The organism is Propionivibrio dicarboxylicus (assembly GCF_900099695.1).
GTDB lineage: Bacteria > Pseudomonadota > Gammaproteobacteria > Burkholderiales > Rhodocyclaceae > Propionivibrio > Propionivibrio dicarboxylicus.
In genome coordinates, this window is record NZ_FNCY01000011.1 from 1 (window position 1) to 26,621 (window position 26,621).

Annotated in this window: 27 protein-coding genes and 1 riboswitch; of the genes, 13 read left to right on the forward strand and 14 right to left on the reverse strand. The window is 65.3% G+C overall.

Annotation, left to right across the window (positions count from 1 at the left end; genetic code table 11):
• From BLR25_RS13025 to BLR25_RS13045, 5 genes are all read left to right on the forward strand, one after another.
• Window positions 1–561, forward strand: a 561-nt coding sequence (locus BLR25_RS13025) for an ABC transporter permease (RefSeq protein ID WP_143009850.1), incomplete at its 5' end; no start/stop codon positions are given.
• 22 nt (window positions 562–583) lie between these two features.
• The gene (locus BLR25_RS13030) at window positions 584–1,909 is read left to right on the forward strand and encodes a RuBisCO large subunit C-terminal-like domain-containing protein (protein ID WP_091938331.1); all 1,326 of its coding nucleotides are present in this window, start codon (window positions 584–586) and stop codon (window positions 1,907–1,909) included.
• Between the two features lie 13 nt (window positions 1,910–1,922).
• Complete coding sequence (locus BLR25_RS13035) at window positions 1,923–2,582, forward strand: class II aldolase/adducin family protein (protein WP_091938332.1); 660 nt, start codon at window positions 1,923–1,925, stop codon at window positions 2,580–2,582.
• Between the two features lie 24 nt (window positions 2,583–2,606).
• Window positions 2,607–3,287 (forward strand): HAD family hydrolase, encoded by a 681-nt coding sequence (locus BLR25_RS13040; RefSeq protein WP_091938333.1) that lies wholly within the window; start codon window positions 2,607–2,609, stop codon window positions 3,285–3,287.
• A gap of 107 nt (window positions 3,288–3,394) precedes the next feature.
• Window positions 3,395–6,736, forward strand: coding sequence for a CHASE domain-containing protein (locus tag BLR25_RS13045; protein WP_091938334.1), 3,342 nt, complete (start codon window positions 3,395–3,397; stop codon window positions 6,734–6,736).
• A gap of 51 nt (window positions 6,737–6,787) precedes the next feature.
• Here BLR25_RS13045 and BLR25_RS13050 read toward each other — a convergent pair whose 3' ends face one another.
• From BLR25_RS13050 to BLR25_RS13070, 5 genes are all read right to left on the reverse strand, one after another.
• Window positions 6,788–7,201 carry a bacteriohemerythrin gene (locus BLR25_RS13050; protein WP_091938335.1) on the reverse strand — a complete coding sequence of 138 codons (414 nt, stop codon included), beginning with the start codon at window positions 7,199–7,201 and terminating at the stop codon, window positions 6,788–6,790.
• Between the two features lie 188 nt (window positions 7,202–7,389).
• Entirely contained in the window at window positions 7,390–7,725 is a 336-nt protein-coding gene (locus BLR25_RS13055; protein ID WP_091938336.1) for a cupin domain-containing protein, read from the reverse strand.
• A gap of 35 nt (window positions 7,726–7,760) precedes the next feature.
• Window positions 7,761–8,159, reverse strand: coding sequence for a PAS domain-containing protein (locus BLR25_RS13060; RefSeq protein WP_091938337.1), 399 nt, complete (start codon window positions 8,157–8,159; stop codon window positions 7,761–7,763).
• A gap of 9 nt (window positions 8,160–8,168) precedes the next feature.
• Window positions 8,169–8,612: a hemerythrin domain-containing protein gene (locus tag BLR25_RS13065; protein WP_091938338.1), complete on the reverse strand. Its 444-nt coding sequence runs from the start codon at window positions 8,610–8,612 to the stop codon at window positions 8,169–8,171.
• Window positions 8,613–8,661: 49 nt separating this feature from the next.
• Window positions 8,662–9,105, reverse strand: a complete 444-nt coding sequence (locus BLR25_RS13070) for an RrF2 family transcriptional regulator (RefSeq protein ID WP_091938339.1) — start codon at window positions 9,103–9,105, stop codon at window positions 8,662–8,664.
• Window positions 9,106–9,209: 104 nt separating this feature from the next.
• Here BLR25_RS13070 and BLR25_RS13075 point away from each other — a divergent pair, with 104 nt between their 5' ends.
• Genes BLR25_RS13075 through BLR25_RS13085 form a run of 3 tightly spaced genes read left to right on the forward strand, consistent with a single transcriptional unit; the run spans window position 9,210 to window position 10,948 of the window.
• Window positions 9,210–9,545, forward strand: coding sequence for a metal-sulfur cluster assembly factor (locus tag BLR25_RS13075; protein WP_091938340.1), 336 nt, complete (start codon window positions 9,210–9,212; stop codon window positions 9,543–9,545).
• Window positions 9,546–9,576: 31 nt separating this feature from the next.
• Entirely contained in the window at window positions 9,577–9,843 is a 267-nt protein-coding gene (locus BLR25_RS13080; protein ID WP_091938341.1) for a DUF2249 domain-containing protein, read from the forward strand.
• Window positions 9,836–10,948, forward strand: coding sequence for a hypothetical protein (locus BLR25_RS13085; RefSeq protein WP_091938342.1), 1,113 nt, complete (start codon window positions 9,836–9,838; stop codon window positions 10,946–10,948). Before BLR25_RS13080 ends, BLR25_RS13085 begins: the two co-directional genes overlap by 8 nt.
• A gap of 62 nt (window positions 10,949–11,010) precedes the next feature.
• On the opposite strand, the gene BLR25_RS13090 is transcribed toward BLR25_RS13085, so the two are convergent.
• Both BLR25_RS13090 and BLR25_RS13095 read right to left on the reverse strand, forming a co-directional pair.
• Complete coding sequence (locus BLR25_RS13090; RefSeq protein WP_218122739.1) at window positions 11,011–13,146, reverse strand: alpha/beta hydrolase domain-containing protein; 2,136 nt, start codon at window positions 13,144–13,146, stop codon at window positions 11,011–11,013.
• A gap of 121 nt (window positions 13,147–13,267) precedes the next feature.
• Window positions 13,268–13,735: an Lrp/AsnC family transcriptional regulator gene (locus tag BLR25_RS13095; protein ID WP_091938344.1), complete on the reverse strand. Its 468-nt coding sequence runs from the start codon at window positions 13,733–13,735 to the stop codon at window positions 13,268–13,270.
• Window positions 13,736–14,017: 282 nt separating this feature from the next.
• Between BLR25_RS13095 and BLR25_RS13100 the strand changes: the two genes are divergently transcribed.
• Both BLR25_RS13100 and BLR25_RS13105 read left to right on the forward strand, forming a co-directional pair.
• A complete protein-coding gene (locus BLR25_RS13100; RefSeq protein ID WP_091938345.1) occupies window positions 14,018–15,703 on the forward strand; it encodes a thiamine pyrophosphate-binding protein in 1,686 nt (561 codons plus the stop codon).
• A gap of 143 nt (window positions 15,704–15,846) precedes the next feature.
• Window positions 15,847–16,341 carry a hypothetical protein gene (locus tag BLR25_RS13105; protein ID WP_091938346.1) on the forward strand — a complete coding sequence of 165 codons (495 nt, stop codon included), beginning with the start codon at window positions 15,847–15,849 and terminating at the stop codon, window positions 16,339–16,341.
• A gap of 31 nt (window positions 16,342–16,372) precedes the next feature.
• On the opposite strand, the gene BLR25_RS13110 is transcribed toward BLR25_RS13105, so the two are convergent.
• The 3 genes from BLR25_RS13110 to BLR25_RS13120 all read right to left on the reverse strand — a co-directional run bounded on the left by BLR25_RS13110 (window position 16,373) and on the right by BLR25_RS13120 (window position 18,633).
• The gene (locus BLR25_RS13110) at window positions 16,373–17,737 is read right to left on the reverse strand and encodes an FAD-dependent oxidoreductase (protein ID WP_091938347.1); all 1,365 of its coding nucleotides are present in this window, start codon (window positions 17,735–17,737) and stop codon (window positions 16,373–16,375) included.
• A gap of 128 nt (window positions 17,738–17,865) precedes the next feature.
• On the reverse strand, window positions 17,866–18,105 hold the full coding sequence (locus BLR25_RS13115; RefSeq protein ID WP_091938438.1) for a CDGSH iron-sulfur domain-containing protein: 240 nt from the start codon (window positions 18,103–18,105) through the stop codon (window positions 17,866–17,868).
• A gap of 87 nt (window positions 18,106–18,192) precedes the next feature.
• Window positions 18,193–18,633 (reverse strand): DoxX family protein, encoded by a 441-nt coding sequence (locus BLR25_RS13120; protein ID WP_176785880.1) that lies wholly within the window; start codon window positions 18,631–18,633, stop codon window positions 18,193–18,195.
• Between the two features lie 247 nt (window positions 18,634–18,880).
• Here BLR25_RS13120 and BLR25_RS13125 point away from each other — a divergent pair, with 247 nt between their 5' ends.
• Complete coding sequence (locus BLR25_RS13125) at window positions 18,881–19,789, forward strand: LysR family transcriptional regulator (RefSeq protein WP_176785881.1); 909 nt, start codon at window positions 18,881–18,883, stop codon at window positions 19,787–19,789.
• A gap of 4 nt (window positions 19,790–19,793) precedes the next feature.
• Here BLR25_RS13125 and siaD read toward each other — a convergent pair whose 3' ends face one another.
• Genes siaD through siaA form a run of 4 tightly spaced genes read right to left on the reverse strand, consistent with a single transcriptional unit; the run spans window position 19,794 to window position 23,562 of the window.
• The gene (siaD, locus tag BLR25_RS13130; protein WP_176785882.1) at window positions 19,794–20,603 is read right to left on the reverse strand and encodes a biofilm regulation diguanylate cyclase SiaD; all 810 of its coding nucleotides are present in this window, start codon (window positions 20,601–20,603) and stop codon (window positions 19,794–19,796) included.
• On the reverse strand, window positions 20,603–21,004 hold the full coding sequence (gene siaC, locus BLR25_RS13135; protein ID WP_281245582.1) for a biofilm regulation phosphoprotein SiaC: 402 nt from the start codon (window positions 21,002–21,004) through the stop codon (window positions 20,603–20,605). Before siaC ends, siaD begins: the two co-directional genes overlap by 1 nt.
• Window positions 21,004–21,546 (reverse strand): biofilm regulation protein kinase SiaB, encoded by a 543-nt coding sequence (gene siaB, locus BLR25_RS13140; protein ID WP_091938349.1) that lies wholly within the window; start codon window positions 21,544–21,546, stop codon window positions 21,004–21,006. Before siaB ends, siaC begins: the two co-directional genes overlap by 1 nt.
• A 21-nt stretch (window positions 21,547–21,567) precedes the next feature.
• The gene (siaA, locus tag BLR25_RS13145; RefSeq protein WP_091938350.1) at window positions 21,568–23,562 is read right to left on the reverse strand and encodes a biofilm regulation protein phosphatase SiaA; all 1,995 of its coding nucleotides are present in this window, start codon (window positions 23,560–23,562) and stop codon (window positions 21,568–21,570) included.
• A gap of 584 nt (window positions 23,563–24,146) precedes the next feature.
• Between siaA and BLR25_RS13150 the strand changes: the two genes are divergently transcribed.
• Together BLR25_RS13150 and BLR25_RS13155 are read left to right on the forward strand one after the other, a co-directional pair.
• Complete coding sequence (locus BLR25_RS13150; RefSeq protein WP_176785883.1) at window positions 24,147–25,208, forward strand: Fic family protein; 1,062 nt, start codon at window positions 24,147–24,149, stop codon at window positions 25,206–25,208.
• A gap of 180 nt (window positions 25,209–25,388) precedes the next feature.
• A complete protein-coding gene (locus BLR25_RS13155; protein WP_176785884.1) occupies window positions 25,389–26,465 on the forward strand; it encodes a sulfurtransferase in 1,077 nt (358 codons plus the stop codon).
• Window positions 26,466–26,522: 57 nt separating this feature from the next.
• Window positions 26,523–26,621: riboswitch (TPP riboswitch) on the forward strand.

A 26,621-nucleotide genomic window follows, 5' to 3' on the forward strand; every position in this document is an offset into this window, starting at 1 on the left:
ACGATCATGGAGCCGAAGCCCTTCCTCGAAATCGGCGTCGGCAAGTTCCTCGGCATCCCGATCCCGATCTACATCATGATGCTGCTGGTCGTCGCCAGCCATGTGCTGCTCAAGCACACCGCCTTCGGGCGGCGGGCGATCGCCGTCGGCGCCAACGAGGTCGCGGCCAAGCTGACCGGCGTCAATCCGGACAAGACGCGCATCATCGTCTATACGATCTCGTCGGTGACGGCGACGATCGCCGGCATCGTCATGGCGTCGCTCACCCAGCAGGCCTACGCGATGAACGCCAGCGGTTACGAGCTCGATGTCATCACCGCCATCGTCGTCGGCGGCACCAGCCTGATGGGCGGCAACGGCTCGGTCATCGGCGCCCTGATCGGCGCCGTCATGGTCGGCTTCATCAACAACGGCTTGAACCTCCTCGACATGCCGTCCGCCTATCACCCGATCGCCACCGGCATCGTCATCCTCGTCGCCCTCATCCTCAATCAGGGCAGCGACATCGCCAGCTGGATCAAACGCCTGCGCACGCTCGGCAAGGCCCGGGAAAGCGCCTGACCCCCAACGAAAGAGAAATGTGATGAACAGCGAAGACCAGGCCTTCTTTGCCAAGGCCGACCAGATCGATCTCTCCGAATACGTCGTGCTCGACTACTTCTTCGAATCCTCGGTCGAACCTACCCACGCCGCCGCGCACTTATGTCAGGAGCAATCGACGGCGCAATGGAAACGCGTCGGCGTCGATGAGGACATGCGCCCGCTGCATGCGGCCAAAGTCATCGACCTCGTCGTCGAGTGCATGCCGAGCCAGCCCTGCATTCCCTTCATGGTCGAGCACTGGGACAGGCTCTGGGCCTGCCGCGTCAAGATCGCCTATCCGATCCGCAACATCGGCCGCGCCCTGCCCAATCTGATCACCGCCGCCTGCGGCGAAGGCGCCTTCTTCAGCCCCGGCATCCATGCCATCAAGCTGCAGGACATCTCATTCCCGCCCGGTTATCTTGAAGCGCAGGAAGGCCCGAAATTCGGCATTGCCGGGCTGCGCGAGTGGACCGGCGTGCACAACCGCCCGCTCTTCTTCGGCGTCATCAAGCCCAACATCGGCCTCGCGCCGGAGCCCTTCCGCGACATCGCCTACGAAAGCTGGCTGGGCGGACTCGACGTCGCCAAGGATGACGAACTCATCTTCGACACCGACTGGTCGCCCTTCGACAAGCGCACCCGCCTGCTCGGCGAGGCGCGCCTCGACGCCGAGCAGAAGACCGGGAAGAAATGCTGCTACCTCGCCAACGTCACCGACGAGGTCGACCGCCTCATCCCGCTCCATGACATCGGTGTCGCCAACGGCGCCAACATGCTGATGGTCAACGCCATGGCGACCGGGCTCAGCGCCGTGCGCATGCTGCGCAAGCACACCGAGGTGCCGCTCGTCGCCCATTTCGATTTCATCGCGCCGATGACGCGCTCGCCCTACTACGGCGTCCATTCGCGCGTCATCACCAAGCTGCAACGCCTGGCCGGCTTCGATGCCATCATCTTTGCCGGCATGGGCGCGCGCATGAAGACGACGCGCGGCGGCGTCCTCGCCGACGTCAAGGCCTGCACCGAGACGCTGTGCGCATTGCAGCGCGAGCATACCGCCGACGCGCCCTGCCCGATCAAACCGGCGCTGCCGATCCCCGGCGGCTCGCAATGGGCCGGATCGATCGAATCGCTCTACCGCGACATCGGCTCGACCGACTTCGCCATCGTTCCCGGACGCGCCGTCTTCGGCCACCCGCAAGGCCCCAAGGCCGGCGCCGCCAGCCTCCACCAGGGCTGGGAGGCGATCCGCAGCGGCGTGCCGCTCGCCGATTACGCCCGCGACCACGAGGAATTGCGCGTCTCGATCAGCCACAACCACTGATAATGACAAAACCATGACGACACACCGCCAACAGATCATCGCCGCCGCCCGTGCCACGCTCGCCGCCGGCCTCAACAAAGGCATCGCCGGCAACGTCAGCGCACGCTGCGAGGAGAACGGCCGGCGCGGCTTCCTGATTACGCCGACCGGCATCCCCTATGCCTCGCTCGAAGCCGATGACATCGTCTTCGTCGCCGAAGACGGCACGGCGGCGGGCCGGCGCAAGCCTTCGTCGGAGTGGCGCTTCCACCGCGACATCTACCTCCACCGCCGCGAAGCCGACGCGATCGTGCACGCGCACGCGCCCTTCGCCACCAGTCTCGCCTGCCTGCGCCGCGACATCCCGGCCTTTCACTACATGATCGCGCGCTTCGGCGGCGACACGCTGCGCTGCGCGCAGTACGCCATTTTCGGCTCGCAGGCGCTCTCCGACGCGGCGCTGGCGGCGCTTGAGGGTCGCTCGGCCTGCCTGCTCGCCAACCATGGCATGATCGCCTTCGGCAAAAGCCCGCGTCATGCGCTCGACCTCGCCGTCGAACTCGAAGTACTGTGCGAACAGTACTGGCGCGCGCGTCTGGCCGGCGAACCGGTGGTGCTCGATGACGCGGAAATGGCGGCGGTCCTGGCCAAATTCGCCCATTACGGGCAGCAAGACGGCGATAATGACGGCTGATTTCATTTTCACGCACCGGACTGCATGACATTCACGATCCAGGCCGTCATTTTCGACAGCGACGGCACCCTGCTCGACAGCGAAACACTCGGGATGGACCTGCTCTGGGAACTGGCGCGCGACGCCGGGCTCCCGCTAACGCGCGACGAGGCGCACCGGCGCTTCCGCGGCGTCGGCATCGCCGAAGTCGGCGGCTGGGTCATGGCGGAACTTGGGCGCACCGAGTCCGACCAGGTCGCCAGCTTCGTCGACCGGTATCACCGCGGCATCCTCCGCCGTTTTCACGAAGCGCTGGCGCCGATGCCGGGCGCTGTCGATCTTCTCGAAGCGCTGCCCCTGCCGGTCGCCGTCGCCACCAACGGCCCGCGCGAGAAGGTCGGCCTCGGCCTCGCCCTCACCGGCCTCGACCGTTTCTTCGGCGACAAGGTCTTCAGCGCGCCGGAACTCGGCCATTTCAAGCCGGACCCCGAACTCTTCCTGATCGCCGCGCGCGCCCTCAAGACGCCGCCCGGGCGTTGCGCCGTCGTCGAGGACAGCCTGCCCGGACTCGTCGCCGGCCTGGCCGCCGGCATGCGCGTCTACTCGCTGCATCCGCGCGAAGGGCTGCCCGAGGACCTCGCCGCGCAGCTCGTCTTCATCGATTCACTGAGCGATTTCGGCCGGAAAATCGGCCTCCTGCCGCCGCCGACCATGACAAAACATTGATCACGGCGAACCCGCGCAGTAAGCTGTAAGCATTGGGAGAAAGCGCAGAACGCACGCGCTCGCCCTGCTGGCGGGCAGGACGCCGTATTTGCGCGGAGCCAACGACAATGACATCGGACCATCCGGCGGAGTACACGCCTGACAATGCCACGCCCGACCGTTCCCCTCCGGGGGGCGCCGAGCCGGATGGATTGCTTGAACTCCCCTCGCTGCTCGCCAGCCTTCTCTACGCCCTCCTCGGCGCCTTGGGCCTGACGCTCGCCGTGGCGACGGGTTATGCCAGCCCGTTCTTTCCGGCGGCCGGACTGGCGGTCGCCCTGGTCCTCGTCCAGGGATTCGCCGCCCTGCCCGCGATCTGGTTCGGTTCGCTGATCCTCAACATCGGCGTTGCCGTCAGCAGCGGATCGCCGACCCCGGCAGCGCTCGCCGTCGCCGCCGCCATCGCCTGCGGCGCCGCGCTCCAGGCCGCGCTCGCGCGCTGGCTGCTCGAACGCTTCCCCACCAACTGGCGGCAACTCGACCTCGAACATGACATCATCAAATTCCTCGCGCTCACCGGGCCCTTGGCCTGCCTGGTCTCGCCCTGCATCGGCGTCGGCAGCCTGATACTGGCCGGCATCCTTCCCGACGCCAATGTCTTCTACGACGGATGGAACTGGTACGTCGGCGACACGCTCGGCGTCTGGGTGGCAGCGCCCCTGGCACTCGGTGTTTTCCAGAGTCGCAATCCCGCCTGGCGCACCCGTCTCGGCAACCTGCTGCCGCCCGTACTGGGTCTTCTCGCCGTCGCCATGGCGGTCTTTTTCGGCATGGCCCACTGGGAGGAACATCGCCAGCAGGAAGCGGTCGCCAACAAGGGCAAGGAACTCGCCTACCACCTGAGCCATCGCTTCGTCGCCCACCGCGAAGCTCTGCTGGCGCTTTCCCGCCTGATCGAGGTCAATCCCGCGCTCGGCAACGGGCAGTTCGAGCATTTCACGGCGGTCACCCTGAAAGAGCAGCCCGATGTCTTCGCCCTGAGCTTCAACACCTACCTGCGCGACGCGCAGCGGGCCGAGTTCGAACAACGCATGAGCACGATCCATCGCGGCGCTCGCTTTCCGCTGACCGAGCGTAACGGCGACGGCCAACTCGTACCCGCGGCCAAGCGCCCGGAATATGTCGCCGTCACTTATATCCGCCCCTTGCAGGGCAACCTGCCGGCAATCGGCTATGACGTTTACTCGGAGCCGACGCGCCGGGACGCGATCGAACGCTCACTCGCCAGCGGCCGGCCCGCGGTCACCGCGCCGATCCGGCTGGTACAGGAAAAGCGCGAGCGCCCCGGCGTTCTGGTCCTCGCACCCGCCTACCGCAGACCGGCGGCAACGCCCGAAGGACGCTCGGCGAATTCTGCCAACATCGCTGGCAACATCGCCGCGAACATCGCCGGCAAGGACGATCTCATCGGCTTCGCCGTCGGCGTCCTCAAGGTCGACGAACTCGTCGACATCGCCCTGAGCGACCACCTCGAACCCGGCATTCAAATGGAATTGCTCGACCGCGCCGCCAGCGATGACCGGCGCATGCTGGTTCGCCGGGTCGGCGACGGGGCGTCGGGCGGCGAACGGACGCTGTGGACGACGCGGCTGATGATGGCCGACCGGGAATGGGAGCTGCGCGTCTGGGCCACCGCCGCCTACATCGAACAGCATCGCTCCTGGCTGCCGTGGAGTGTCGGCGTCCTCGGCCTGCTCTTCATCGGGCTCTTGCAGACGATGCTGCTGACGATCACCGGCCGGACCGCCCTGGTACAACGTCATGTCGACGCGCAAACCGTCGAGATCCGCGCCAAGAACGAGGCGCTGGCGGCCAGCGAGGAACGCTACCGCTCGGTGGTCAACAGCGTCAAGGAAGTGATCTTCCAGACCGACGCCGCCGGCCGCTGGACCTTTCTCAACCCGGCCTGGGAAGAGATCACCGGATTTCCGGTCGCCGCAAGCCTCGGCACGCCGCTCGCCGACACCGTCTGCAGCGAGGACCGGGAAAGCTGCCAGGGCCTGATCGATGCGCTGACGCGAGGCGAACGGGCCGATGGCCGTCTCGAACTTCGCTTCCGTCACCAGAGCGGCGACGTCCGCTGGATGGAGGTTTATACCCAGGCGATCGCGGCAACGCCGGCCGCCGGCATTTCCGGGACGTTGATCGACATCACCGAGCGCAAGAACGCCGAAGCGGAAGTGGCCGCATACCGCCGCAATCTGGAAAAGCTGGTCACCCTGCGCACGCGCCAGCTCGAAGCGGCCAAGGAAGTGGCGGAGTCCGCCAATATCGCCAAGAGCGCCTTCCTCGCCAACATGAGCCACGAAATCCGCACGCCGCTCAATGCCATCACCAGCATGGCCTACCTGGTCCGTCGCGGCGGCGTCAGCGCCAAGCAGGACGACCAGCTCCGGAAAATCGACATCGCCGGCCGGCATTTGCTCGAAATCATCGATGCGATCCTCGATTTGTCGAAGATCGAGGCCGGAAAACTCGCCCTCGACGAAAGCGAATTCCAATTGGCATCGCTGCTCGACGACGCCCTGTCGATGTTCCGGGAACGGGCACAGGCAAAACACATCGCCCTCGCTGCCAGCCTCGATCCTTCCCTGCCCCCCTGCTTCGTCGGCGACGCGACACGCCTGCAGCAGGCCCTGATCAACTACATCGGCAACGCCCTCAAGTTCACCGATCACGGCCGCATCACCGTCCGCGTCATTCCACTCGACGTCCACCCTGACGACACCCTGCTGCGTTTCGAAGTCCAGGACACCGGCATCGGCATCGCCAACGAGGCGCAAGCTCGCCTGTTCAGCGCCTTCGAGCAAGCCGACAACTCGACCACCCGCAAGTACGGCGGCACCGGCCTGGGCCTCGCCCTCACCAAGAAATTCGCCGAACTGATGGGCGGCACGGTCGGCGTCTCGAGCCGGCCCGGCCTGGGCAGCACCTTCTGGCTCACGGCCCGGCTGAAATCGTGCGACACGGGGGCAATCGCGGCGACGGAGAACGCCGCCGAACCGGCCGAATCCCGCCTGGCCGGCCGCTATGCCGGATGCCGCGTCCTGCTGGCCGAGGACGACGCAACGAACCGCGAAGTCGCGCTCACCTTCCTCGAAGGCATCGGATTCGTGGTGGACGCCGTCGATGACGGCGTCCGCGCCGTCGAACAAGCCGCCCGCCAGCACTATGACCTGATCCTGATGGATATCCAGATGCCGAACATGGACGGACTCGATGCCGTGCGCGCCATCCGCCAGCAAATCGGCAACGACCATGTCCCCATCATCGCCATGACCGCCAACGCCTTCGCCGAAGACAAGGCACGATGCCTGAAGGCGGGCATGAACGATTTCATGACGAAACCCTTCGACCCCGAACATCTGTTCACAACGCTGCTGCGCTGGCTCGATCGTCGCAACGCCTGAGCGAGCGCTTGCGGGACAACGTGTCCCCCCGGCAGCGCGCAACGGCGCGCGCTATTCGCCGCCGCCGGCGCGAATATGCGCCGCCAGCGCTTTGTCGCTGCGCTGGATATGCGCCATCAGCCATTGCATGAGGTAGGCCGTCATCTGTTGCGGCGTGTTCGCCTGCGGATCATCGGCGAGGCGCTGGAAACGCAGGATGGCATCGACGAAGGTCTGATGCTCACGCCGATGCGGTTCGAGACCGGGAAACGCATAGCTCGCCATCAACGCTTCCTCCGAACGGAAATGCGTTTCGGCATACGCCTGCAAGGACGCCAGCACCTCGGTCGACGTGCGTTCGCCCTTGCGGGTATTGACCGACAGCATCAGCCGATCAAGACACACGAACAATTGCGCATGCTCGTCGTCGATCTGCTTGATGCCGACCGACAAGGTATCTTTCAGGCTATCCGTGAGCGCAGTCATCGTTTTCCAGGAATCCCACCGGAACGGTCGCGAAAATACCGCGAATCGACCACTCCATGATAGCCGAAAAGCAGCGATGACTACGCTAAAAGCATCATTTCCGGGCAGTGGAAAACGGGAGGGGAAGGAGCCCGGACAGCCACCCCGGGCCGCACCGGGAAGCTCGGCGGCCGGGGCGGAGAGCGCGCCTATTTCTCGCCGCGGATCATCACCAGCAGCATCTTGAAAGGGCCGAGCGGCTTGACGGCATGCGGCACGTTGGCCGGCATGATCAGCGAATCGCCTTCGCCGAGGCGATGCAGCGTTCCGGCGATCGGGATCTCGGCCTCGCCCTCGATGCCAATTACAAGCGCGTCGTAAGGGGCCGTGTGCTCGCTGAGGCCCTCCCCGCCGTCGAAGGCGAAGAGCGTGACATTGCCGACCGAGTTCTTGATCAGCATGCTGCTGACGATGGCATTGTCCTGATACTGGAGCATGGTCTTGAGATTGCGCACGGTCGTCGCGCTTGGGCTTGCCTGGGTCATGGTCTTACTCCTGTGAATTTTTTGAGAAAGGTGAATCAGCGGGGGGCTGCCGGCGTCGGCGCCGGCGCCGAGCGGGCGATGGCGACCGATCCCTGCATCGCGCCATCCGGCGCGACGACGACGGCGAAACTCATCTGCACATAGATCGACTCACCCGAGACATGCAGCGCCTTGGTCAGCGTCGGCTTGCCGGCGTGCTCGGTCCGCCCCGCCTGCATCGCCGCGTTGTAACCGCGCCAGTGCGGCGCCCGCAGGCGCTCGGGGATGATGATGTCAAGCGACTTGCCGATAGCATCGCCGGCGGCAATGCCGAAAAGGCGTTCGGCGGCGCCGTTCCACAGGCGGATGAGCCCGGCCGGATCGGCAAAGATGATGGCATCGGCGCTCTGTTCCAGGATCGCCGCGTGAAGGTCGAAGGATTGCGTATCGGACATGCTGTTCTCCTATCGTTGTTCGGGCATATCGCCCCTTGCAGGCGTCGACCGGCCGACCGTTGGAGCGGCTGCGTCGGCGCGCTGCGCCAGAATCGACTCGATGACCGGGAACAGTTCCCGCTCCTCGAAGCGCACGTGATCGGCCAGCGCCCGGCCAAAGGGCGCCAGCGCCGCCGCACATCCGTCGCGCAGGCGGGCGGCCTCGGCACGCAGGGTCGCGTGCTCGGCCAGGGTGCGTGCCGCCAGCGCCGCCTGTCCGTGCGCGTGCAGCAGCGGCAACAGATCGGCTTCCTCGGCGGCGAAATGCGGGGCCAGTTCACGCTCGAACAGCCCGACGAGCGACGGCATCAGGGCTGTCGCCTCCTCGCCGCTACCGCGTTGCGCGCGCTTGGCCCAGACCAGCGCGGTGTGGTGCTCGCGCGAGAGCGTGATCAGGAAAGCGCTGCGTTTCATCGTCGGCCTCTACTCATGACAAATGCGGAAATCCGGCCAAAGCCTGCCATCAGGCCAGCGCCAGCAGCTGACGCATCTGACTCAGGCGTTGCGGCTGGCCGACGAGATCGGCCAGCGTGTATTCGTCGAGCGTCTGGTAGAGGGCGTCGAAGGCCTTCACCAGGATCGGCGCCAGCCGGCAGGCCGGCACGATCCTGCAGCCGCTGTGTTCCTCGCCCAGGCATTCGACGATGGCGCTGTTGCCCTCGCTGGCCCGCACGATCTCCCCGAGGCGGATCGCCGACGGCTCTTTCAGCAGCCGGATGCCGCCGCCCTTGCCGCGCACCGAGGCGATGACACCGGCACGCGCCAGCTGATGCACGACCTTCATCAAGTGGTTCTCCGAGATCCCGTAGGCCGCGGCAATCTCGGGAATCGTCGCCAGCCGGTCCCGCTCGACCGCCAGGAACATCAGGACGCGCAGGGTGTAATCCGAAAATGTGGTCAGTCGCATGAACACTCACCTTTTAAAGATGTAAAAAATGTATTGCTTTTGCACGAGACGAAGCATATCATAAACATTCATAAATTATACATCTTTTAAACAGGATCGCCCGAATGAACGAAAACGCCAAGGAAAACAGCGCCACCGGCGACGAGACCGACCGCGTGCGTGCCGCCCTGCGCCAGATCATCGACCCCGAAGTCGGCGTCAACATCGTCGACCTCGGCCTCGTCTATGACATCGTCGCCGCGCCGGAGCGCCTCCGCGTCGACATGACGATGACCTCGCCGGCCTGCCCGCTCGGCGAAATGATCTGCGAGGAAGCGCGCAACGCCATCGCCGCCGCGGTCGATGACGGCCGCGAGATCGATATCCAGCTCGTCTGGAACCCGCCCTGGCAGCCCGAAATGATGAGCGCCGACGCCAAGCAGGCGCTCGGCTGGAACTGACTTTCCATATTTCAACCCGCAGGAGAACACCATGAGCAATACCCCGACCCTCAAGACCACTGTCGATGTCCGCAGCATTGCCCCGCGCGAACGCCACCCGCTGATCTTCGGCACCTTCGACGCGCTGCAACCCGGCGAAGCGCTGCTGCTGGTCAACGACCACGACCCCAAGCCATTGTTCTATCAATTCCAGGCCGAACTCGCCGGCACCTTCAGCTGGGACTACATCGAAAAAGGCCCGGACGTCTGGCAAGTCGCCATCGGCAAACAGCCCGCCGGCGAGAAAGCCCATGCCTGACGCGAAGCCCCGGCGCGACCTGCCGCCGCTCGCCCGTCTGCCGCTGGCGGCCCTGGCCGTCGTCACCCTGGTCGGCGGGGTGCTGTCCGGCCTCGCCCGCCTCGGCTGGACGATGCCGACCTGGGCCGTGGCGGCGGTCGGCGTGCACGGCGCGCTGATGATCTCGGCCTTTTTCGGCGCGGTCATCAGCCTCGAACGCGCCGTCGCCCTCGGCCGGCGCTGGGCCTACCAGGCGCCGCTGGCCGCCGGCCTCGCCGGCATCGCCCTACTGGCTGGCGCGCCGACCGGCGTTTCGGCCGGCCTTGCCGTCTATGCCGCCGTCGTCATGGTCGCCGCCAATATCCTCGTCATACGCCAGCTGACGGCGACCTTCACGCTCGTGCTCGGTGGCGGCGCGCTCTGCTGGCTGGCCGGCAACCTCGTCTGGCTGGCGACAGAAATGCCGGCTGCCGCCACGCCCTGGTGGTTCGCCTTCCTGGTGCTGACGATCGCCGGCGAACGCCTCGAACTCAGCCGCTTCATCCCGACACCCCGACCGGCGCAGCGCGTCTTCACGCTGATCGTCGTCGCCATCGCCGCCGGCTGCGCCGTCAGCCTGCTCGATGAAGGCCTTGGCCTCGCGCTGTTCGCCGCTGCCCTGCTGGCGCTGTCGCTCTGGCTCTTGCGCTACGACATCGCCTGGCGCAATGCCCGCATGACCGGACTGCCCCGATTTATCGCGCTCTGCCTGCTCTCGGGTTACGTCTGGCTGGCCGTCGCCGGCGGCCTCGGCCTCGCCGGCGGCTTCAGCCCCGGCCATCCATGGCGCGATGCCACCCTGCATGCGCTCGGCCTCGGCTTCGTCTTCTCGATGGTCTTCGGCCATGCGCCGATCATCCTGCCGGCCGTCGCCCGTCTCAAGATCCCCTATCGACCGCTGCTCTACCTGCCGCTCATCGCCTTGCACGCGACCTTGCTGCTGCGCGTCGGGGGCGGACTCGCCGACGACTTCGAACTGCGTCGCTGCGGCGCCATGGCCAATGCCATCGTGCTGGTACTGTTCTTCCTCGTGCTGATCGTCAGCGCGCTATGGAAACCGGCCGAGGGACGCCAAGCCGCACGCTAGGGAAGCACGCCGCACGCCCGCCACGGCGGGCGGCGGGCGACGGCCAACGCCGGGGCTTGCCCTCAGCGCAATACGCGGCTGTCCTCGGCGGCCCGGATAAGCCGCTCGGCATCGGCAGGCAGCAGGAAGCCTTCGCCGCGAGCGCGCTCGGCGGCACGGCGCACGGCCTGCACATAGCCCTCGTGAGAACCGTAGCGCTCCTCCAGCGAGCGCCGCGGATCACCGGCGGCGACACGCTCGACGCGGGTGCGCGCGAACGGAATCATGCCCCCGACGTAATTGCAGATTTGCCCGGCATGAAATCCCGCGGCCGTGATATTCCAACCGAGATAGGTGCCGAGCGGGGCATCGAGCAGGACCACCGGCACGCCGCCCAGTTCATTGCCATCGGCATCGACTTTCGGCGCATACATCGGCAGCACCTGGCGAATCGGCGGCGGTGCATTCGACGGAATGCCGGCACCGTCGGCAGCGTCGAACCGCGGCCCCCAGTCGTAATCATGCACGGGCATGATGAAATCGGCTTCCGGGACCGATGCCCGCAAGCCCGGCAGCGTCGGGAAGCCGATCGCCGCCTTGTCGGCGCCGGCCAGGGTCTGATCGGCCAGTTTCGGCCAACGGCTTGGCGGCGGCTCGACGCCCCGCATCACCCACTGACGGAAATGCACGCGCAGGGCGTTGACGGTTTCGGCATGCGGCACCGGATTCGGCGGCAGCACGCCGACGCCGAAATTATTGCCTGGGCATACCGCGCCCTTCGCCGGCAAGCCGACCCCGGGCAGGCTGCTGTCGAATCCGCCGGCGCCGCCGCCATGATTGGAACTGGCGATGTAATAGCGGCGCACATACGGCGGCAAGGGCAGATCGGCCTTGCCATCGGTGCCGATCCATTCCGGCGTGAGCTTGAGTGCCCACACCTCGGCCGAACCGAAATGCTCGATGATTTTCGGACAGCTCGCACTGGCGATGCAGCGATCGAGAATGCCGGTAGCCGGACCGCCACGCACCGGGTCGGGATGGGGAAGCCACCACTGCGGTCCCTCGCTGCCGGCTTGATACAGTTCGAGTACGCCATCCGGTTGCGCCCAGCGGAAATTCAGTGCGATCCGGCGTCCGGCGATGATCGGCCACAAGCCGTCATGCACTTGCCGCGCCGATTCGTCCTGGTTGAAACCGAGATGCAGCCAGCCGCGCAGGAAATTCCCCGACTGCGAGATACCACGCGCAATGCTGTGGCGCACAGCGCCCGCCACCGGATTCGGCGTGCCGATATCGTCGGCGGTCGCGGTCTTGAAGAACTGGCCGACATCGCGGAAGGCCGCGAATCCGATGCCAAGCACATAGGGATCGCGAGCCGTAAAACTGACCATGTAGAGCAGGTTCGGATCGAAGCCTTGGCGCAGGCAGATCTGCGTCGGGTCAGGCGTCCCCGGGAATGGCGTCTTGTCGTCGCACTTCGCCCAGGCCCAGTCTTCCGCCGCGATGACCTTCTCCCCCTTCACCTCCCCGCGCGTCCCTTCCCATTGGCGCGACACCAGCCGCGCCGCCCGCGTGTCGAGTTGCTGCGGCAGATAGGGCACCGGATTGGATTGCACGATCAGCGCTTGCGACGCCGGCCCCGAGCGGTTGACGATGCGCCCGAACACCTGTCCGGTCACCGGCGCGTCGCCGGCATTTCTCGCGACCGGCAGCTGCAACCACTGAAAACCATCGACCGACGCCGTCGACCGCACTTTCGTCGCGCCGGCGTTGTCGCCCTGCCAGGCGCTGAACAGCCCGATATCGCCGAATGCGCGCTCCTGAGACGCGCTGGGTACCGGACGGCCGCGATTGGGTACGTCGTGCCACATCAGCCCGCTGGCCTGCTTGAGATCGACCGGCTTGGTCAGCACGAACGACGCGACATAGCGCACCTTGCCGTCGGCATCCTTGGCCAGTTCGATGTCCTGAATGATGCGATTGGCCGGATTCGCCGGATCGAGCTCGCCGAAAGCCCGCCCGGCGATCTGCTCGAAACGGATTCCGCCGGAGGCCTCGACCGCCAACGGCTTGCTTTCATCGATGACGATCCGCGTCACCCGCGCCGCCGCCGGCTGCGCCAGCGCCAACACCGCCAGGCCAATCGCCAGCGGCATCCGGCGCTGCGACAAATACTTCCCGGAAACACTACCGCTCCCGGCATGTTCCTGCTCGTTCATGCGTCACTCTCCGTCGTCTGCAATGCCGGCATGCTAAATGACATTGTCGCAATCACCAAGAATTTGATGCATGCGTCATTGATCGCGGGCAGCCGGCTCTTGCCGGCGTACCACGACCGATTCAGGGCACGACCGAATGGATGCGTTTCAGGCAGCGGAGCGCGAAGGTCGAGCGGCTGTGGCGAATCCCCGGCAGCTTGTAGAGCTTCTGGCGGAGAAAGCGCTCGTAGCCCTCGGTGCCGGTCACCGCGACCTTGATCAGGTAATCGTAGTCGCCGGTCACGAGATAAGCCTCCATGACCTCGGGCAGTCCCGACAAGGCCTCGCCGAAACGGTTGAGGATGCCTTCGTCGTGATGGTCGAGCGTCACCTCGATGATGACGATATCCGGCATGCCGAGCGCCCGCTGATCGAGGATGGCGGCATAGCCGCTGATGATTCCCATTTCCTCGAGCGCCTTGACCCGATTCCAGCACGGCGTCGACGACAGGTTCACCTGCTCGGCCAGGCGCTGGTTGCTGATGCGCCCGTCCTGGGCGAGCAGGCGCAGGATCTTGCGATCGATATCGTCGAGATGACCGTCTTTCATCAGCACTCCGGGGTAAGGAAAATATAAAAGAAGAATATTCTGCGGAATCTAACACAAAGAGAACAGGCTTCATAAAGAGGCCGCGAATCACCCGAAAAGAGAAGCACATTTCGCGCACCCGGCGGTAACATTTTTTCGTGCTCACAAGGCACGCCCCGACGCCAAGCCGCCCCCTGCCTTTCCCCACCGGGAAGGGCAGGCCGGGTGACCGGAACCACCCAAACCCGGTCGCTGTCATGAGCTTATGCCATCACCGAAACCCGAGAATCGAAGACGAACGCCATGCTGAACACGCTTGAACAATTCTCCGCGCGCCGCGGCGCCGAAATACTGCTGGAGGTGCTCGCCAGCGAAGGCGTCGACTACATCTTCGGCAATCCCGGCACGACCGAGTTGCCGCTCATCGACGCGCTGATCCGCACGCCCGACATCCGCTACATCCTCGCCCTGCAGGAAGCTTCGGCGGTCGCCATGGCCGACGGTTATGCGCAGGCGGCGCGCCGTCCGGCCTTTCTCAACCTGCATACCGCCGGCGGCCTCGGGCACGGCATGGGCAACCTGATCAACGCCCACGTCTCGCAAACGCCGCTGGTCGTCACGGCCGGCCAGCAGGACAGCCGCCACACCGTCACCGATCCGCTGCTCTTCGGCGACCTCGTGCGCATCGCCGAACCGACGGTCAAATGGGCGCGCGAAGTCACCCATGTCGATCAATTACCGGTCCTCGTCCGCCGCGCCTTTCACGACGCCAGCGCGGCGCCGGCCGGCCCGGTCTTCCTGTCGCTGCCGATGGACGTGATGGAGGAAATGAGCAACGTCGACATCGCCGGCCCCTCGACCATCGACCGCCGCAGCATCGCCGGCTCCCTGCCGGCGCTGGCCGAACACCTGGCCGGCATCGCCCCCGGCCGGCTGGCGATCATCGCCGGCGACGAGGTGCATGCGAGCGAGGCGGCCGAGGAAGTCGTCGCCCTTGCCGAACTGCTCGGTGCGCCGGTTTACGGCTCCTCCTGGCCGTCGCGCATCCCGTTCCCGACGGCGCATCCCCTGTGGTCCGGCAATCTCCCGACCAATGCCAGCGACATCGCCAAGACGTTGGGCGCCTATGACGCCATCTTCGCGCTCGGCGGCAAGTCGCTGATCACCATCCTCTACACCCAGGACTCGGCCCTGCCGTCGAGCTGCCGCGTCTTCCAGCTCTCGGCCGACGTGCGCGATCTCGGTCGCACCTACGCCACGCCGCTCTCCGTCGTCGGCGACATCCAGCGCTCGCTGCAGGCGCTGCTGCCCCTGCTGACGCAGGCGACGGCCGCGCAGCGCAGCGATCGCGCCGGGCTGCTCAGTGCCGCCGCCGAACGCGCCGAGCGCAATCGCCAGGCACGCCACGCCGACGCCGATGCCGGCATGGACGCGGCAACGATCGCGCCCCAGGTGGCCGCGCGCGAAGCGGTGCGCGCGATCGGCCCCGACATCGCCATCGTCGACGAAGCGATCGCCACCTCGAGCCACGTGCGCAAGTTCCTCCATTCCGACTCGCCCAACCAGTACTCCTTCCTGCGCGGCGGCGGACTCGGCTGGGGTATGCCGGCCGCCGTCGGCTGCTCGCTCGGCCTCGGACGCCAACCCGTCGTCAGCCTCGTCGGCGACGGCGCCGCGCTCTATTCGCCGCAAGCGCTGTGGACGGCGGCGCACGAGAACCTGCCGGTGACCTTCGTGATCATGAACAACCGCGAATACAACGTCCTGAAGAACTTCATGAAGAACCAGCAGGACTACCTCTCGGCCAGGAGCGGACGCTTCATCGCCATGGACATCGACAACCCGACCGTCGACTACCTCGCGCTCGCCGCCGCCTTCGGCCTCCCGGCCCGACGCGTGACCCGCGCCCGCGACATCGCGCCGGCGATCGAGGACGGCATTGCCGGCGGACGTGCCAACGTCATCGAGATCGCGATCAGCCCGGCCTGAGCGGCCGACGGCGATCGCATCCCGCGCCGCCGGGCGCCGGCCCCTCGTGGCAAGGCCCGCAGGCAAAGCGGGCCACGCCGGATGCGGCGCTTTTGGTATATCCTATCCCGATGAGAACAGAAGTCGGGGGGCGCTTCGCACGTATGCGAATCATTTATCGGAACGCGTGGGCCAGGCGGCTTGGCCTGGTGTCGATCGGCCTGTGGCCGATGTTCGGCTTTGCCGATGTGCATTACCAATGCACCGGCGTCGACGGCTTCCGCGATTATCAGATCCGTCGCTGTGCCAAAGGCATGGAAAGCACGCGCATCACGACGCCACCCTTCGATGTCCGCAGCATGGAATCCGGCGCCCTCGTCCTGCAGTGCGAGCCCTGCACGCCCGGCCACGCCTGGCGCTGGCTGCCCGTCGCCAGTGGCACCGGCACGACGCCCCCCGCCGACAAGAAAGGGGCCGCCGGCCTGCTGCTGCCGCCCCCGCCGCCTACCGCCAACGCAGCCGCGCCCTCCGGCAGCGAACGCTGCCCGCCGGGCACCCCGGAAACCCTGTGCAAGGGCGGCCTCGCGGTCAGCCAGGCCGACATCGAACGGTTCAAGAAGGAAATCGGGGTCGGCGCGCTTCTCAACCTGCCGAAATAAGGCAAGGGGGTGGCCTCATTGAGAACACACCCTAGCCCCCGCCCTCCGGCCCAAACGGACCCGGCAAGCCTTCCGCCAGTGACGCGCTCTGCGTCGCGGCGCTGCCGAGCAAGGCAAAGCCGAGCAAACGTCCCTGTGCATCGCGGCACACCGCCGTCATCCCGCTGTCACTGGCCTCGCAAATCCACTCACCGCCCGCCCCGGCCGGCGGCGGACAGACCGTCACCGGACATGCCGGCGTCTTGACGACGACCGGCATCGCCGGATAGGACACCGATGTCGGCTCGCCGCTCAGGGTTCGCGCCAGCGCGCGCGCCTGATGCAGGATTGGCGCGATGAACGGCAGATTGACGCCGTCGACTTCGGCGCAATCGCCGAGCGCATAAATCCCGTCGATCGAGGTTTCGAGGCGGCGGTTGGTGACGATGCCGCGCCGGCAGACAATGCCGGCGTCCTCGGCAATCGCCGTGCGCGGGCGCAGCCCGATGGCCGAGAGAATCCGGTCAGCATGGAGACGACGCCCGTCGCTCAGTTCCAGCCGATAGGCGGCGCCATCCTTCCAGACGGCATCGACGCCGACCCCGGCAATCGGCTCGACACCGCTTGCCTGCAAGGCCGCGGCCAGATACTGGCCAGCCGCCGGCGGCAACAGGCGATCGAGCGGCCACGCCGAACGTCCGACCAACATCACCCGATACGCATGACTGGCGAGGTCGTTGGCGAATTCGCAGCCGATCAGGCCGTTGCCGACGATCGCCACCGACCCGGCGCCGCTCAGACTCGCATGGAAGCGACGATAGCCGTCGAGATCGTTGACCGATTGCACGGCATCGGCGCCATCGCCTTTGGCTTCGAGACGAAGCGGCGCGCCGCCCCAGGCGATGACCAGCCGTCCGAATGACAGTCGCGTACCGTCGGCGGTCGTCAGCGTGCGCGTCGCCGCATCGATGCGGACGACCTCGCAGGCGGTGCGGATCTCGGCGCGCAAGGCCTCGGCCATTTGCGCGGCACTGCGCGTCTGCAATTGCGTCGGAGCGAGGCCCTGCGCGAGCGCGTTCGACAAGGAAGGTTTGCTGTAATACTCGCCGCCATCGCGCGTCAGCAACAACAGCGGCGACGCGCCGTCGATGCGGCGGAACTCCTGCGCCAGCGTGTAGGCGGCGCAACCACTGCCGATGATGACCAGGGGCGCCGCATCGCCAGCCGACGACGCCGGCGGCGCTGCCGGCTCACCGACGAGCAGCATGAAAAAATCGTCCTTCGCCGCACCGCAGAGCGGACACGTCCAGTCATCGGGGATATCGGCCCAGCGGGTGCCCGGCGCCAACCCGTCCTCCGGGCTGCCCTTGGCTTCGTCATAGACCCAGCCGCAAATCGCGCATTGATAGATCGCCATCGTCGCATTTTCTCCATGCGCCGCCGGAGCAAGGCAGATGCCTCGACGACACGCCCGGCTCCGGCACGGATACGAGCAGCAAAAAAAAGAGCCCGGCGTCGCTGCGCCGGGATGCCGTTGTCTTTATGCTACAACGACTGATGGGAGCCGTCACAGAACGGCGGGTTCTTGGTCTGTTTGCAAGCGCAGAAATAGACGGTCTTGCTCTCTTCCGCGGGGTATTTCTGGGGGACGAATTCCGTGCCCTTGTGCGCACCGCTGCAGAACGGCTGCGATGCGCTGCGACCGCAGCTGCACCACCAGTAGTCCTTGCCCTTTTCGACCTGGACGGCACACGGAGACTTCGCGGCGATTTCGGCCTTACTCATTTTCATTTCTCCTTGGTGAGCGCCCGGCCTGCCCGGGCATGCTATTCAAATTAGCAGGGATTCGCGGCGTTTGCCGGGAAAGCCCGTTCAGGCACTGGCCGGCCGCGGAAACAACAGGCTGACGCGGCCGTAGGTTTGGTACTCCTCCCGCCAGGCGTGCACGGCGATGACCAGGCAGAGGAAACACCAGACGACGTTGTACTCGATGCCGCCGAGATTCCAAAGCCATATTGCCCCCTTGGTCGCCAGCACCGCCTTGGTGGCGCCGGCCATCACCGCGGCGGCGAGCAGGCCGGTCCACTTGGTCGCGACATTGAACACCAGGCCGATCGCGCTCAGCGACTCGGCAAAAATGGCGAGGAGCAGGAAAGGATAGGCAGGATCGAAGCCGGCCTTGGCGAAAAAGGCGGCGGCGCCGTCCATGGCCGTGAGCTTGAACAGGATGTGCGGCACGAAGAGCAGCCCGCACAGGATGCGAACGATGACGACGGGGTTGAACGGATCGAACTTGGGCGTGGATGCCGACATCTTTAAATCCTCCGGAATTGTGGTGCGCGTTTTCAATAAAACGTCGTTTGGGCGAGCAACAACGGCGAGACTCGCCGGGATGCCCTGGCGATACTGACTCGCCATCGACGCACCATCGACGCCAGGCAAATGTTATTTATTTACCATTGACGAATAAACATCCATTCTGGTAATTATTTGTTTCCACTTATTTGACAATCATCATGGCGCGCCGGTGTTGCTCCGGCATCGCGCCCGGAGAACACCGATGGACACCTTGCAGGGCATGCGCGTCTTTGCCGCCGTCGCCGAGGCGGGAAGTTTCTCGCAGGCGGCCGATCGCCTCGGCCTGTCGCGAGCGATGGCCTCGAAGCACGTGCAGCAACTCGAAAAGCATCTCGGCGTGCGGCTGTTGCAGCGGACCACGCGCAAGCTGCGCCTGACCGAATCGGGCGCCACCTATTTCGAACGCTGCCGGCAGATCCTGGCCGACGTCGACGAGGCCGAAGCCGATGCCACCAAGCTGACGGTGAAACCGAGCGGCGTGCTGCGCATGACGATGCCGGTGTCTTTCGGCGTCAAGCATGTGGCGCCATTGATCACGCGCTATCTCGAAAAATATCCGGAGGTGCAGATCGACGCCACGGTGGCCGACCGGCGCATCGACCTGATCGAGGAAGGATTGGATCTCGCCATCCGCATCGGCGCCTCGCTCGACCCCGGCCTCGTCGCCCGGCGCCTGGGATCGGACCGTCTGGTGATCTGCGCCGCGCCGGCCTACCTCGCCCGCCATGGCACCCCGACGCGGCCCGAGCAACTCGAAGAGCATGACTGCGCGCTCTACAGCTACGCCGCCGACGGTAACGAATGGACGCTGACCGGCCCCGACGGCGCCGTCGCGGTCAAGGTGGCCGGCAAGGTCCGGGCCAACAACGGCGATCTCCTGACGCAGATCGTGCTCGACGGCGGCGGCCTCATGTGCCAGCCGAGTTTCCTGGTCGGCGACGCCATCGCCGACGGTCGCCTGGTGCAGGTCCTGGGCGACTACGCGCTGCCGTCGATGGGCATATTCGCGGTCTACCCGAGCCGCAAATACCTGTCGGCGAAAATACGCACCTTCGTCGACTTCCTGGCCGAATCGCTGGCGGACAACAGCGCCTGGTCGGCGCTGGCGTAGCCCCTTAGTCGACGATGACGCGGTTGCGGCCCTGCGCCTTGGCCACGCGCAGCAACGTATCGGCCCGGCTGATCGTATCGGAAAAGCTCTCGCCGGGACGGTACAGGGTCAGGCCGAAGCTCGCGGTGATCGGCGGCAACGCCGACTCCTGCACATCGATGCGGATCTGCGCGATGGCGGCGCGCACGCGCTCGATCACCTGCGATGCATATTCCGACGCCGTTTCCGGCAGGAGGATCAGGAATTCCTCGCCGCCCCAACGCCCGCAGGCGTCGTATTCGCGCAAGGAACCGCGGATCGCGTCGCTGATCGCGCACAGCGCCTTGTCGCCGATGTCATGGCCGAAGCGGTCATTGATCAGCTTGAAACGGTCGACGTCGAGAATCGAAAGCGCATAGGCCTGATGCTTGCGCGTCGCCCGCTCGCTCTCCTCGCGCAGACGCTCGGTCAGCGCGCGGCGGTTGTCCAGGCCGGTCAGCGGATCGTGCGAAGCGCTGTCCTTGAGTGCCTCGCTCAGTTCGCGCAGGCTGTTCTGGTAGCGATCGGAGATGCGGGCGAGCTTCTCCAGGCGGCGTAGTTGTTTGTCGTATTGTTCGGCGAGGCTGAGGCGCTGGTCGCGGCTGATCGAGTGATAGCCGTCGGAAATGCGCACGAGCCGTTCGAGCCGCTCGCGCTGCCCCTCGCAGTGCTTGACCAGCCGCAGGAGCGGTTCGCGCATCGGATTGTCGGCATGCTCCGGCGCATCGACGAGGCGCATGATCAGCGCCTGCAGCTCCGCTTCCTCCAGACACGCGGACGATTTCGTTAACGCCATCACGCCACATCCGGCGAAATGTCGAACGGGAACGTGCAATCCTCGCGGAATTCGTCGGCGAGATCGAGCACGCGCTCGTTGCGCGGGTCGTAATGCCAGGCCACGCTAACCGCGCGCCCCTTGCCATGAGCCTCTTCGAGCATGTCGAAGATATCCATCATGGCCTTGACCGAACTGGTGTTCATATAGATGAGGCGCAGTTCGAGACGGAGCGGATCGCTGCTCGCGGCGAGGAAGGACTCGATCCATTCGATCACCGGTCCGAAGAACTCGAAGGAGTTTTCCGGATACGAGTCGCCGTGCATGCGCAGGACACCGTTCCTAAAATCGGTCTGGATGCCCGGCGTGGATTGGGTGGAAGCGATATTCAGGTCGTTCATGTCGAAGGTGCCAGTAATCATTAAATGAATGCGCACAAACTGAAGAAGGCGCGATTTTCGTCGATTTCGGAAAGCGATGCCTGGAGCGGCAGGCTCGATTTGCGGGCCACGTCGATGAGGCCGAGACCGGCACCGCTGCTCGCGCCCGGCTCGCGCGGCTGGCGCAGCTGCGTCTTGTAGGCAGCCTTGAGCTGCGCCTTGTCGAGCGCCGCCAATTCCGCCACGCGCGCCAGCAACACCGCGCCGTCGGCTCTCTCGACGACATTGCCGGCCTGCACCATGTAGCGATCCTCGGCATCGCGCGCCACCACCACCGTCGCCGCGCTTTCGAGTTCGCCGTAGCCGCGACTCTGGGCGTAATGCCGGATGTTCTGCGTCATCTCGATATAAATGCTGAAGACATCCATCGCGGCGCTCGGCAGGGCGTTGTCGGCCTGCAGGTAATTGCGCAAGGCATTGCCGATTTCCTCGATCAGGCTACGGGAAATCGGCCCGTTGAAGCAGAGCAGGATGCGGTTGCGCGTGAAATGGGTTCTCAAGCTGAACAGGTCAAGGGTTTCCATGGCGGGCTCAGGTAACTCCAGTCAATCGAAACGGAAGGAAAGTATGGTCACGTCATCGCGCTGGGGCAAGCCGCCGCGATAGCCGGTCAGCGCCGCGTCCAGCGCGCTGGCCTGCTCGGCCATCGGCAGACGGGCATGCGCGAGCAGGAGCTGGGCGAAGCGCGTATTGCCGAAGCCGAAGCCCAGATCGCCGCCGGCCTGGTCGAGGAAGCCGTCGGTCGCGAGGTAATAGGTGACGCCGGGCCTCATCTCGACATCCTGATCCTCGTAGCGGCCGAAACGGCGGTCGCCGATGGCGCGGCGCGTTCCCTTGATCTCGCCGATCTCGTTGCCGTCGCTCCAGTACAGGCTGATCTTGGCGCCGGCATAGCGCAGGCGCCGCTCGTCGGGAACGACGAAGGCCAGGCCGATATCCATGTTGGTGGCGATGGCGCGCGGCAGTTCGCAATCGCTCAGCATATGCCGCATGCTGGCGTCTGTCTGGGTGAGGATTTCGGCCGGCGACGCGATGCCGGACTGGGTCATCGCCTGGTCGAGCGCGGCGCGTGCCAGCATCGTCATCAAGGCGCCGGGAACGCCGTGGCCGGCGCAATCGACGACGCCGAGGATATGCCGCTCGCCCTCGCTGCGGAAGATGTAGAAATCGCCGCCGACAACGTCGCGCGGCCGCCACAGCACGAAATGGTGCGGCCCCAGCTGCTGCGCCAGTTGCTGGTTGGGCAGGATGGCCTTCTGGATCAGGCTGGCATAATCGATCGAATCGTTGATCTGCTTATGCGCCCGGCGCATGTCCTGATTGGCCGCTTCGAGCGCCTGCGTGCGCGCCTGCACCAGCGTTTCCAGTTCCTCGGTGTTGCGGCGCACCTGCCGGGCCATGATGCCAAACGCTTCGCTGAGATCGCCGAGTTCGTCGCGGCCGGTCAGCGGCAGCGATACATCGAAATTGCCCTGCGCCATTTGCGACGCCGAGCGCTGCAATTCCTTCAAGGGATTCAGCACCAGGCGGTCGACGGCATAGGCAAAGGCCAGCAGCAAGAGGCCGATGAGCAGCACGATCGCGGCGAATGCCGCATAGAGCCAGCGGTCGTCGAGCACCCGGACGGCCTTCAGGTCGACCGCCGACACCACATGCCATTTAAGTTCCGGGATATAGGCCAGCGCCAAGAGTTGCGGGCGCCCGTCGAGGCTGGCGTGCAGCGTCTCGACCGCGTCGGTGTGCTGCTCGGCACGCACCATCGCCGCGGCCAGCGCATCGCGCGCGGCGGCGTCGGGGAGCAGGCCGGCGAGGGTCTGCGCCGCGGTCGCCTGGCTCGCCGCCTGATTCTCGGCAATGAGCGCCTTGTTGCGATGCGCCTGGATGGCGCCGGTGCGCGCGACGATCATCGGCGTGATGCCGGGTTCGTCGGTATCGATGAAATCCTTGAGGAAGGCGGAGAGATCGATCCCCGTGCCGGCCACCCCGAGCACCTTGTCGCCGTTGCGGATCTGCATGTTCAGCCACACCTGCGTGATCTGCAGATGGGCGTCGTAATTGACGTTGATGTTGTACGGCTCGGTCTGCCGCAGCGAACCGAAAAACCAGGAGTCGCTTTCCTTCTCGGCGCTCAGCGTGTAGCGCGGCGCGTCGCTGAAGGCCTTCTCCTTGTCGTTGAAATAGAAACCCTTGCTGCCGTCGCTGGCGAGAAAGTACGAACGACTACCGAGATCCTCCCGATACCCTTCCGCTTCCTTGAAGAACAAGGCTTTCAGGGCCGGATTGCTTTCGTCCTGCAGCCACTGGCGGGTAACCTCCGAATTGGCGAAACGCCGGGACAGGGCGAGGTCGCGCAAAACCGGCGCGATGATCTGCTGGCGCTTGAGCAGGGTGAGGCTCCTGGCATAGGCCTCGCCGAAATGATTGCGCACGCCGTCGAGCACTTGCCAGCCGATCAGGCTCGCGGGCAACAGGGCCAGCAGGCAGGCCAGCGCCAGCGCCAACATCGACTTGGCGCGCAAACCGAATCCGAAAGTTGCCATGTATCCGTGCGAAATGAGGGACGAAGGTGGATTCTATCGTGCGCCGACGACTTTGCGCGCCGATGACGAAATCAAAATTCCGCGAGCATCGGTAATCTGGGGCCGGGCTGGACTTTTTACGCATCCGGATTATGCTGAAAGCGAGGCGAGGATATCGGTATCGCCTGAACCAATGACAGGAGGCTGCATGACAGAAAATCCGCCGCAGTCCGACGAGAAGGTCCGGTAGCACCCCAACGGCGAGTCGCCGAACACCTTGGCCAAGGGCCAGGGGACAAAATTTGCGAAGCCCATGTCCAGCCGACATGGGCTTCATGCTTTTTGGGAGGACGGCAAGGCTGCGCAAGGTACGCTGAAAAGCCTTGCCAAGCACCGACGAATTAAATGTAAAATGCAGAAAGCTTTAATAACACATCGACCATTAAATCTTTACGATGCGCAAATCCGATCTTCATCCGAGTTTGCAAGCCAGCTGCGTCGCCGTTCCGGGACGTTCAGGCTGCTATGCCGTAGTGCCGCCGCCCGTGCCAGACATGGTCGACGTACCGGCGTGTCACGGTCTGTTTGCACTGGCACGACGAGAATTGGAACTGCTCACCGAAACGATCGCGCATCACGCCGAACATGCCGACCTTGTCCTGCCTATGCTGAACCGCCGGGAGGCCGTCGATAGCAGCCAGATCGAGGGAACGCAAACCGGCTTTGACGGACTGCTGATTCACGAGATCGAGGCTGGAAGCCAGGAGGCCGAGTCCGACCCGGACGCGGAGGAAACTTTCAGCTACGTCCGCGCGTTCATGCGGGGCTGCGGCGATGTCGAACGACACGGTCAGGACGCGCCAAGCCTCGACCTGATCCGCGCGCTGCATGCCACCCTGATGGAAAAGCAGCCGCGCGCCCGGCCGGGCGAATGGCGTGACGTCCAGAATTTCATCGGCAGCCGCCTCGAAACGGCCCGTTATGTGCCGCCGCCCGCCGCGGCGGTGCCGGAACTGATGCAGGATCTGCAGCGCGTGCTTCGCTATCAGCCGGACGGGGTCGTCGACGTCTCGATCCTGATGCGCGCCGGGATTGCCCATGCCCAGTTCGAAGCCATCCACCCGTTCCTCGACGGCAACGGCAGGACCGGACGATTGCTGCTGCCGTTGATGCTGAAAGCGGCCGGCCTGCCGCCGATTCACCTGGCAACCTTCCTCAAGGTACGGCAACGCGATTATTACGATGCGCTGTGGCAGGTGCAGACCCGGCTCAACTGGGCGCCGTGGATGACCCTGTTCCTGGAATGCACGGTCGCTTCCTGCCGGCATACCGTGCAACTCTTCTCGGCGCTCCAGCGACTGCAAACGCAGTGGCGGAGACGCCTCGCCGAAGCGGGCAAGCGTCGCCATGCGGCGATCTGGAAAGTGACGGACCTGCTGCTTGGGCAACCGGTCGTGAACGTCAACATCGTGGCCGAGCGACTCGGCGTCAGTTTCCCGGCCGCCAACACCGCCATTACCGACCTGGTCGCACTCGATATCCTGCGACCCGCCACCGATCGGCGCCGGCACCGAATATTCCATGCGCATGGGGTGATGAACGCACTCTACACCGGACTCGACGCCGTGCTCGACGACGTCAGCCGCTGGGCAGCGCCGCAGCCATAAAACGAAGCATCGCGCCACCATCCGCGAAGCCCATGTCCAGCCGACATGGGCTTCATGCCTTTTGGGAGGACGGCAAGGCATATGCTCTTCCGGGAATATATAAATGGCAAAACAGTATTTTTTAAACATAAGAAGCCTGCATAGAATCGCTTCATGACTTTTTGCCGGAGAACCCATCCCATGTCGCTGCACGCCCACACGCACCGCCCGCGCTCGCTGAGCGCCCGCACCCTTCCACTCCTGACCTCGATCGTGCTGGCCGGTGCCGGCCTCGCGCTCCTCACGCCGTCGTTCGCGGTGCGCGCCGCCGAACCGACGCAGGCATCGCCGGTCGGCGGCATCATCATCGACGCCGCCCAGGTCGAGGCCGCCCTCGCACGCGGCGCCATCGTCTGGGACGTCCGCGCCGCCGAGGACTACCAGCGCGGCCACCTGCCCGGCGCGATCAACGTCGGCGACGCCGGCAAGGTGCTGCGCGACGAGCAGAAGGAAGACTTCCTGCCGACGGCGAGCATCGAAAAGATCTTCTCGGAGGCCGGCCTCGATCCGGCCAGGGAGATTGTCGTCTATGGCGCCCGCGGCAATCCTTATGCCTATTTCGGCGGCTACGCCGTGCGCGCCTTCGGTGGCAAGAACGTCCGCATCTTCCACGACGGCTTCGAGGGCTGGCAGGAAGCCGGCAAGCCGGTGGCGACGGCGGCGACCCGGCTGCCACGCGTCGCGCTGACGCTGAAACCGGTGCCTGCGCTGGCCACCTCGACCGACGACGTACTCCAGGCCGTCGCCAAGCCGAGCGTCCAGATTCTCGACGTGCGTACGCGCAAGGAATATGCCGGCGAAGACATCCGCGCCATACGCGGCGGACATATTCCCGGCGCGATCAATATCCCCTTCGAGGAAAACTGGCGCGACGCCAACACGCCGCAGAAGATCGCCCGCCAGGAGACGAAGGGCACCGATGGCCTGGCCCTCAAGTCGCGCCCCGAACTGGAAGCCTTGTACCAGGCGCTCGACCGCGACAAGGAAACGATCGTCTATTGCCAGTCGGGCGTGCGCGCCGCCGAAACCTCGACGGTGCTCGAAAGCCTCGGCTTCAAGAACGTCAAGGTCTATGACTCGTCCTGGCTCGGCTGGGCGGCGAAATTGTCGGCGCCGGTCGACAACGAAACCTTCCTCAACGTCGGCCTGCTCACCGGCCAGATCGGCGCGCTCAAGCGCCAGGTCGGCGAACTCGAAAAGAAACTCGCGTCGCGATAGACCAAGCAGCGACCCGGCGCAAACTTGACAGTCGCCGGCCCGCTGCCCTATAAAGACGCCCATCGCTAGGGGTGCTGCAAGGCTGAGAGGACGCATGTCCAACCCTATGAACCTGATCCGGGTAATACCGGCGAAGGGAAGCGGACAAGCTCACCC

What these genes read in the sequence shown, in the direction of transcription:
- BLR25_RS13070 (WP_091938339.1), bottom strand. Translation starts at nt 9,105, where the DNA reads ATGCGACTGACCACATTTTCGGATTACACCCTGCGCGTCCTGATGTTC.
- BLR25_RS13055 (WP_091938336.1), bottom strand. Translation starts at nt 7,725, where the DNA reads ATGACCCAGGCAAGCCCAAGCGCGACGACCGTGCGCAATCTCAAGACC.
- BLR25_RS13090 (WP_218122739.1), bottom strand. Translation starts at nt 13,146, where the DNA reads ATGAACGAGCAGGAACATGCCGGGAGCGGTAGTGTTTCCGGGAAGTAT.
- BLR25_RS13085 (WP_091938342.1), top strand. Translation starts at nt 9,836, where the DNA reads ATGCCTGACGCGAAGCCCCGGCGCGACCTGCCGCCGCTCGCCCGTCTG.
- siaC (WP_281245582.1), bottom strand. Translation starts at nt 21,004, where the DNA reads ATGATTACTGGCACCTTCGACATGAACGACCTGAATATCGCTTCCACC.
- siaB (WP_091938349.1), bottom strand. Translation starts at nt 21,546, where the DNA reads ATGGAAACCCTTGACCTGTTCAGCTTGAGAACCCATTTCACGCGCAAC.
- BLR25_RS13035 (WP_091938332.1), top strand. Translation starts at nt 1,923, where the DNA reads ATGACGACACACCGCCAACAGATCATCGCCGCCGCCCGTGCCACGCTC.
- BLR25_RS13095 (WP_091938344.1), bottom strand. Translation starts at nt 13,735, where the DNA reads ATGAAAGACGGTCATCTCGACGATATCGATCGCAAGATCCTGCGCCTG.
- BLR25_RS13040 (WP_091938333.1), top strand. Translation starts at nt 2,607, where the DNA reads ATGACATTCACGATCCAGGCCGTCATTTTCGACAGCGACGGCACCCTG.
- BLR25_RS13120 (WP_176785880.1), bottom strand. Translation starts at nt 18,633, where the DNA reads ATGTCGGCATCCACGCCCAAGTTCGATCCGTTCAACCCCGTCGTCATC.
- BLR25_RS13075 (WP_091938340.1), top strand. Translation starts at nt 9,210, where the DNA reads ATGAACGAAAACGCCAAGGAAAACAGCGCCACCGGCGACGAGACCGAC.
- BLR25_RS13110 (WP_091938347.1), bottom strand. Translation starts at nt 17,737, where the DNA reads ATGGCGATCTATCAATGCGCGATTTGCGGCTGGGTCTATGACGAAGCC.
- BLR25_RS13100 (WP_091938345.1), top strand. Translation starts at nt 14,018, where the DNA reads ATGCTGAACACGCTTGAACAATTCTCCGCGCGCCGCGGCGCCGAAATA.
- BLR25_RS13060 (WP_091938337.1), bottom strand. Translation starts at nt 8,159, where the DNA reads ATGTCCGATACGCAATCCTTCGACCTTCACGCGGCGATCCTGGAACAG.
- BLR25_RS13065 (WP_091938338.1), bottom strand. Translation starts at nt 8,612, where the DNA reads ATGAAACGCAGCGCTTTCCTGATCACGCTCTCGCGCGAGCACCACACC.
- siaD (WP_176785882.1), bottom strand. Translation starts at nt 20,603, where the DNA reads ATGGCGTTAACGAAATCGTCCGCGTGTCTGGAGGAAGCGGAGCTGCAG.
- BLR25_RS13030 (WP_091938331.1), top strand. Translation starts at nt 584, where the DNA reads ATGAACAGCGAAGACCAGGCCTTCTTTGCCAAGGCCGACCAGATCGAT.
- siaA (WP_091938350.1), bottom strand. Translation starts at nt 23,562, where the DNA reads ATGGCAACTTTCGGATTCGGTTTGCGCGCCAAGTCGATGTTGGCGCTG.
- BLR25_RS13080 (WP_091938341.1), top strand. Translation starts at nt 9,577, where the DNA reads ATGAGCAATACCCCGACCCTCAAGACCACTGTCGATGTCCGCAGCATT.
- BLR25_RS13105 (WP_091938346.1), top strand. Translation starts at nt 15,847, where the DNA reads ATGCGAATCATTTATCGGAACGCGTGGGCCAGGCGGCTTGGCCTGGTG.
- BLR25_RS13115 (WP_091938438.1), bottom strand. Translation starts at nt 18,105, where the DNA reads ATGAGTAAGGCCGAAATCGCCGCGAAGTCTCCGTGTGCCGTCCAGGTC.
- BLR25_RS13125 (WP_176785881.1), top strand. Translation starts at nt 18,881, where the DNA reads ATGGACACCTTGCAGGGCATGCGCGTCTTTGCCGCCGTCGCCGAGGCG.
- BLR25_RS13050 (WP_091938335.1), bottom strand. Translation starts at nt 7,201, where the DNA reads ATGACTGCGCTCACGGATAGCCTGAAAGATACCTTGTCGGTCGGCATC.
- BLR25_RS13155 (WP_176785884.1), top strand. Translation starts at nt 25,389, where the DNA reads ATGTCGCTGCACGCCCACACGCACCGCCCGCGCTCGCTGAGCGCCCGC.
- BLR25_RS13045 (WP_091938334.1), top strand. Translation starts at nt 3,395, where the DNA reads ATGACATCGGACCATCCGGCGGAGTACACGCCTGACAATGCCACGCCC.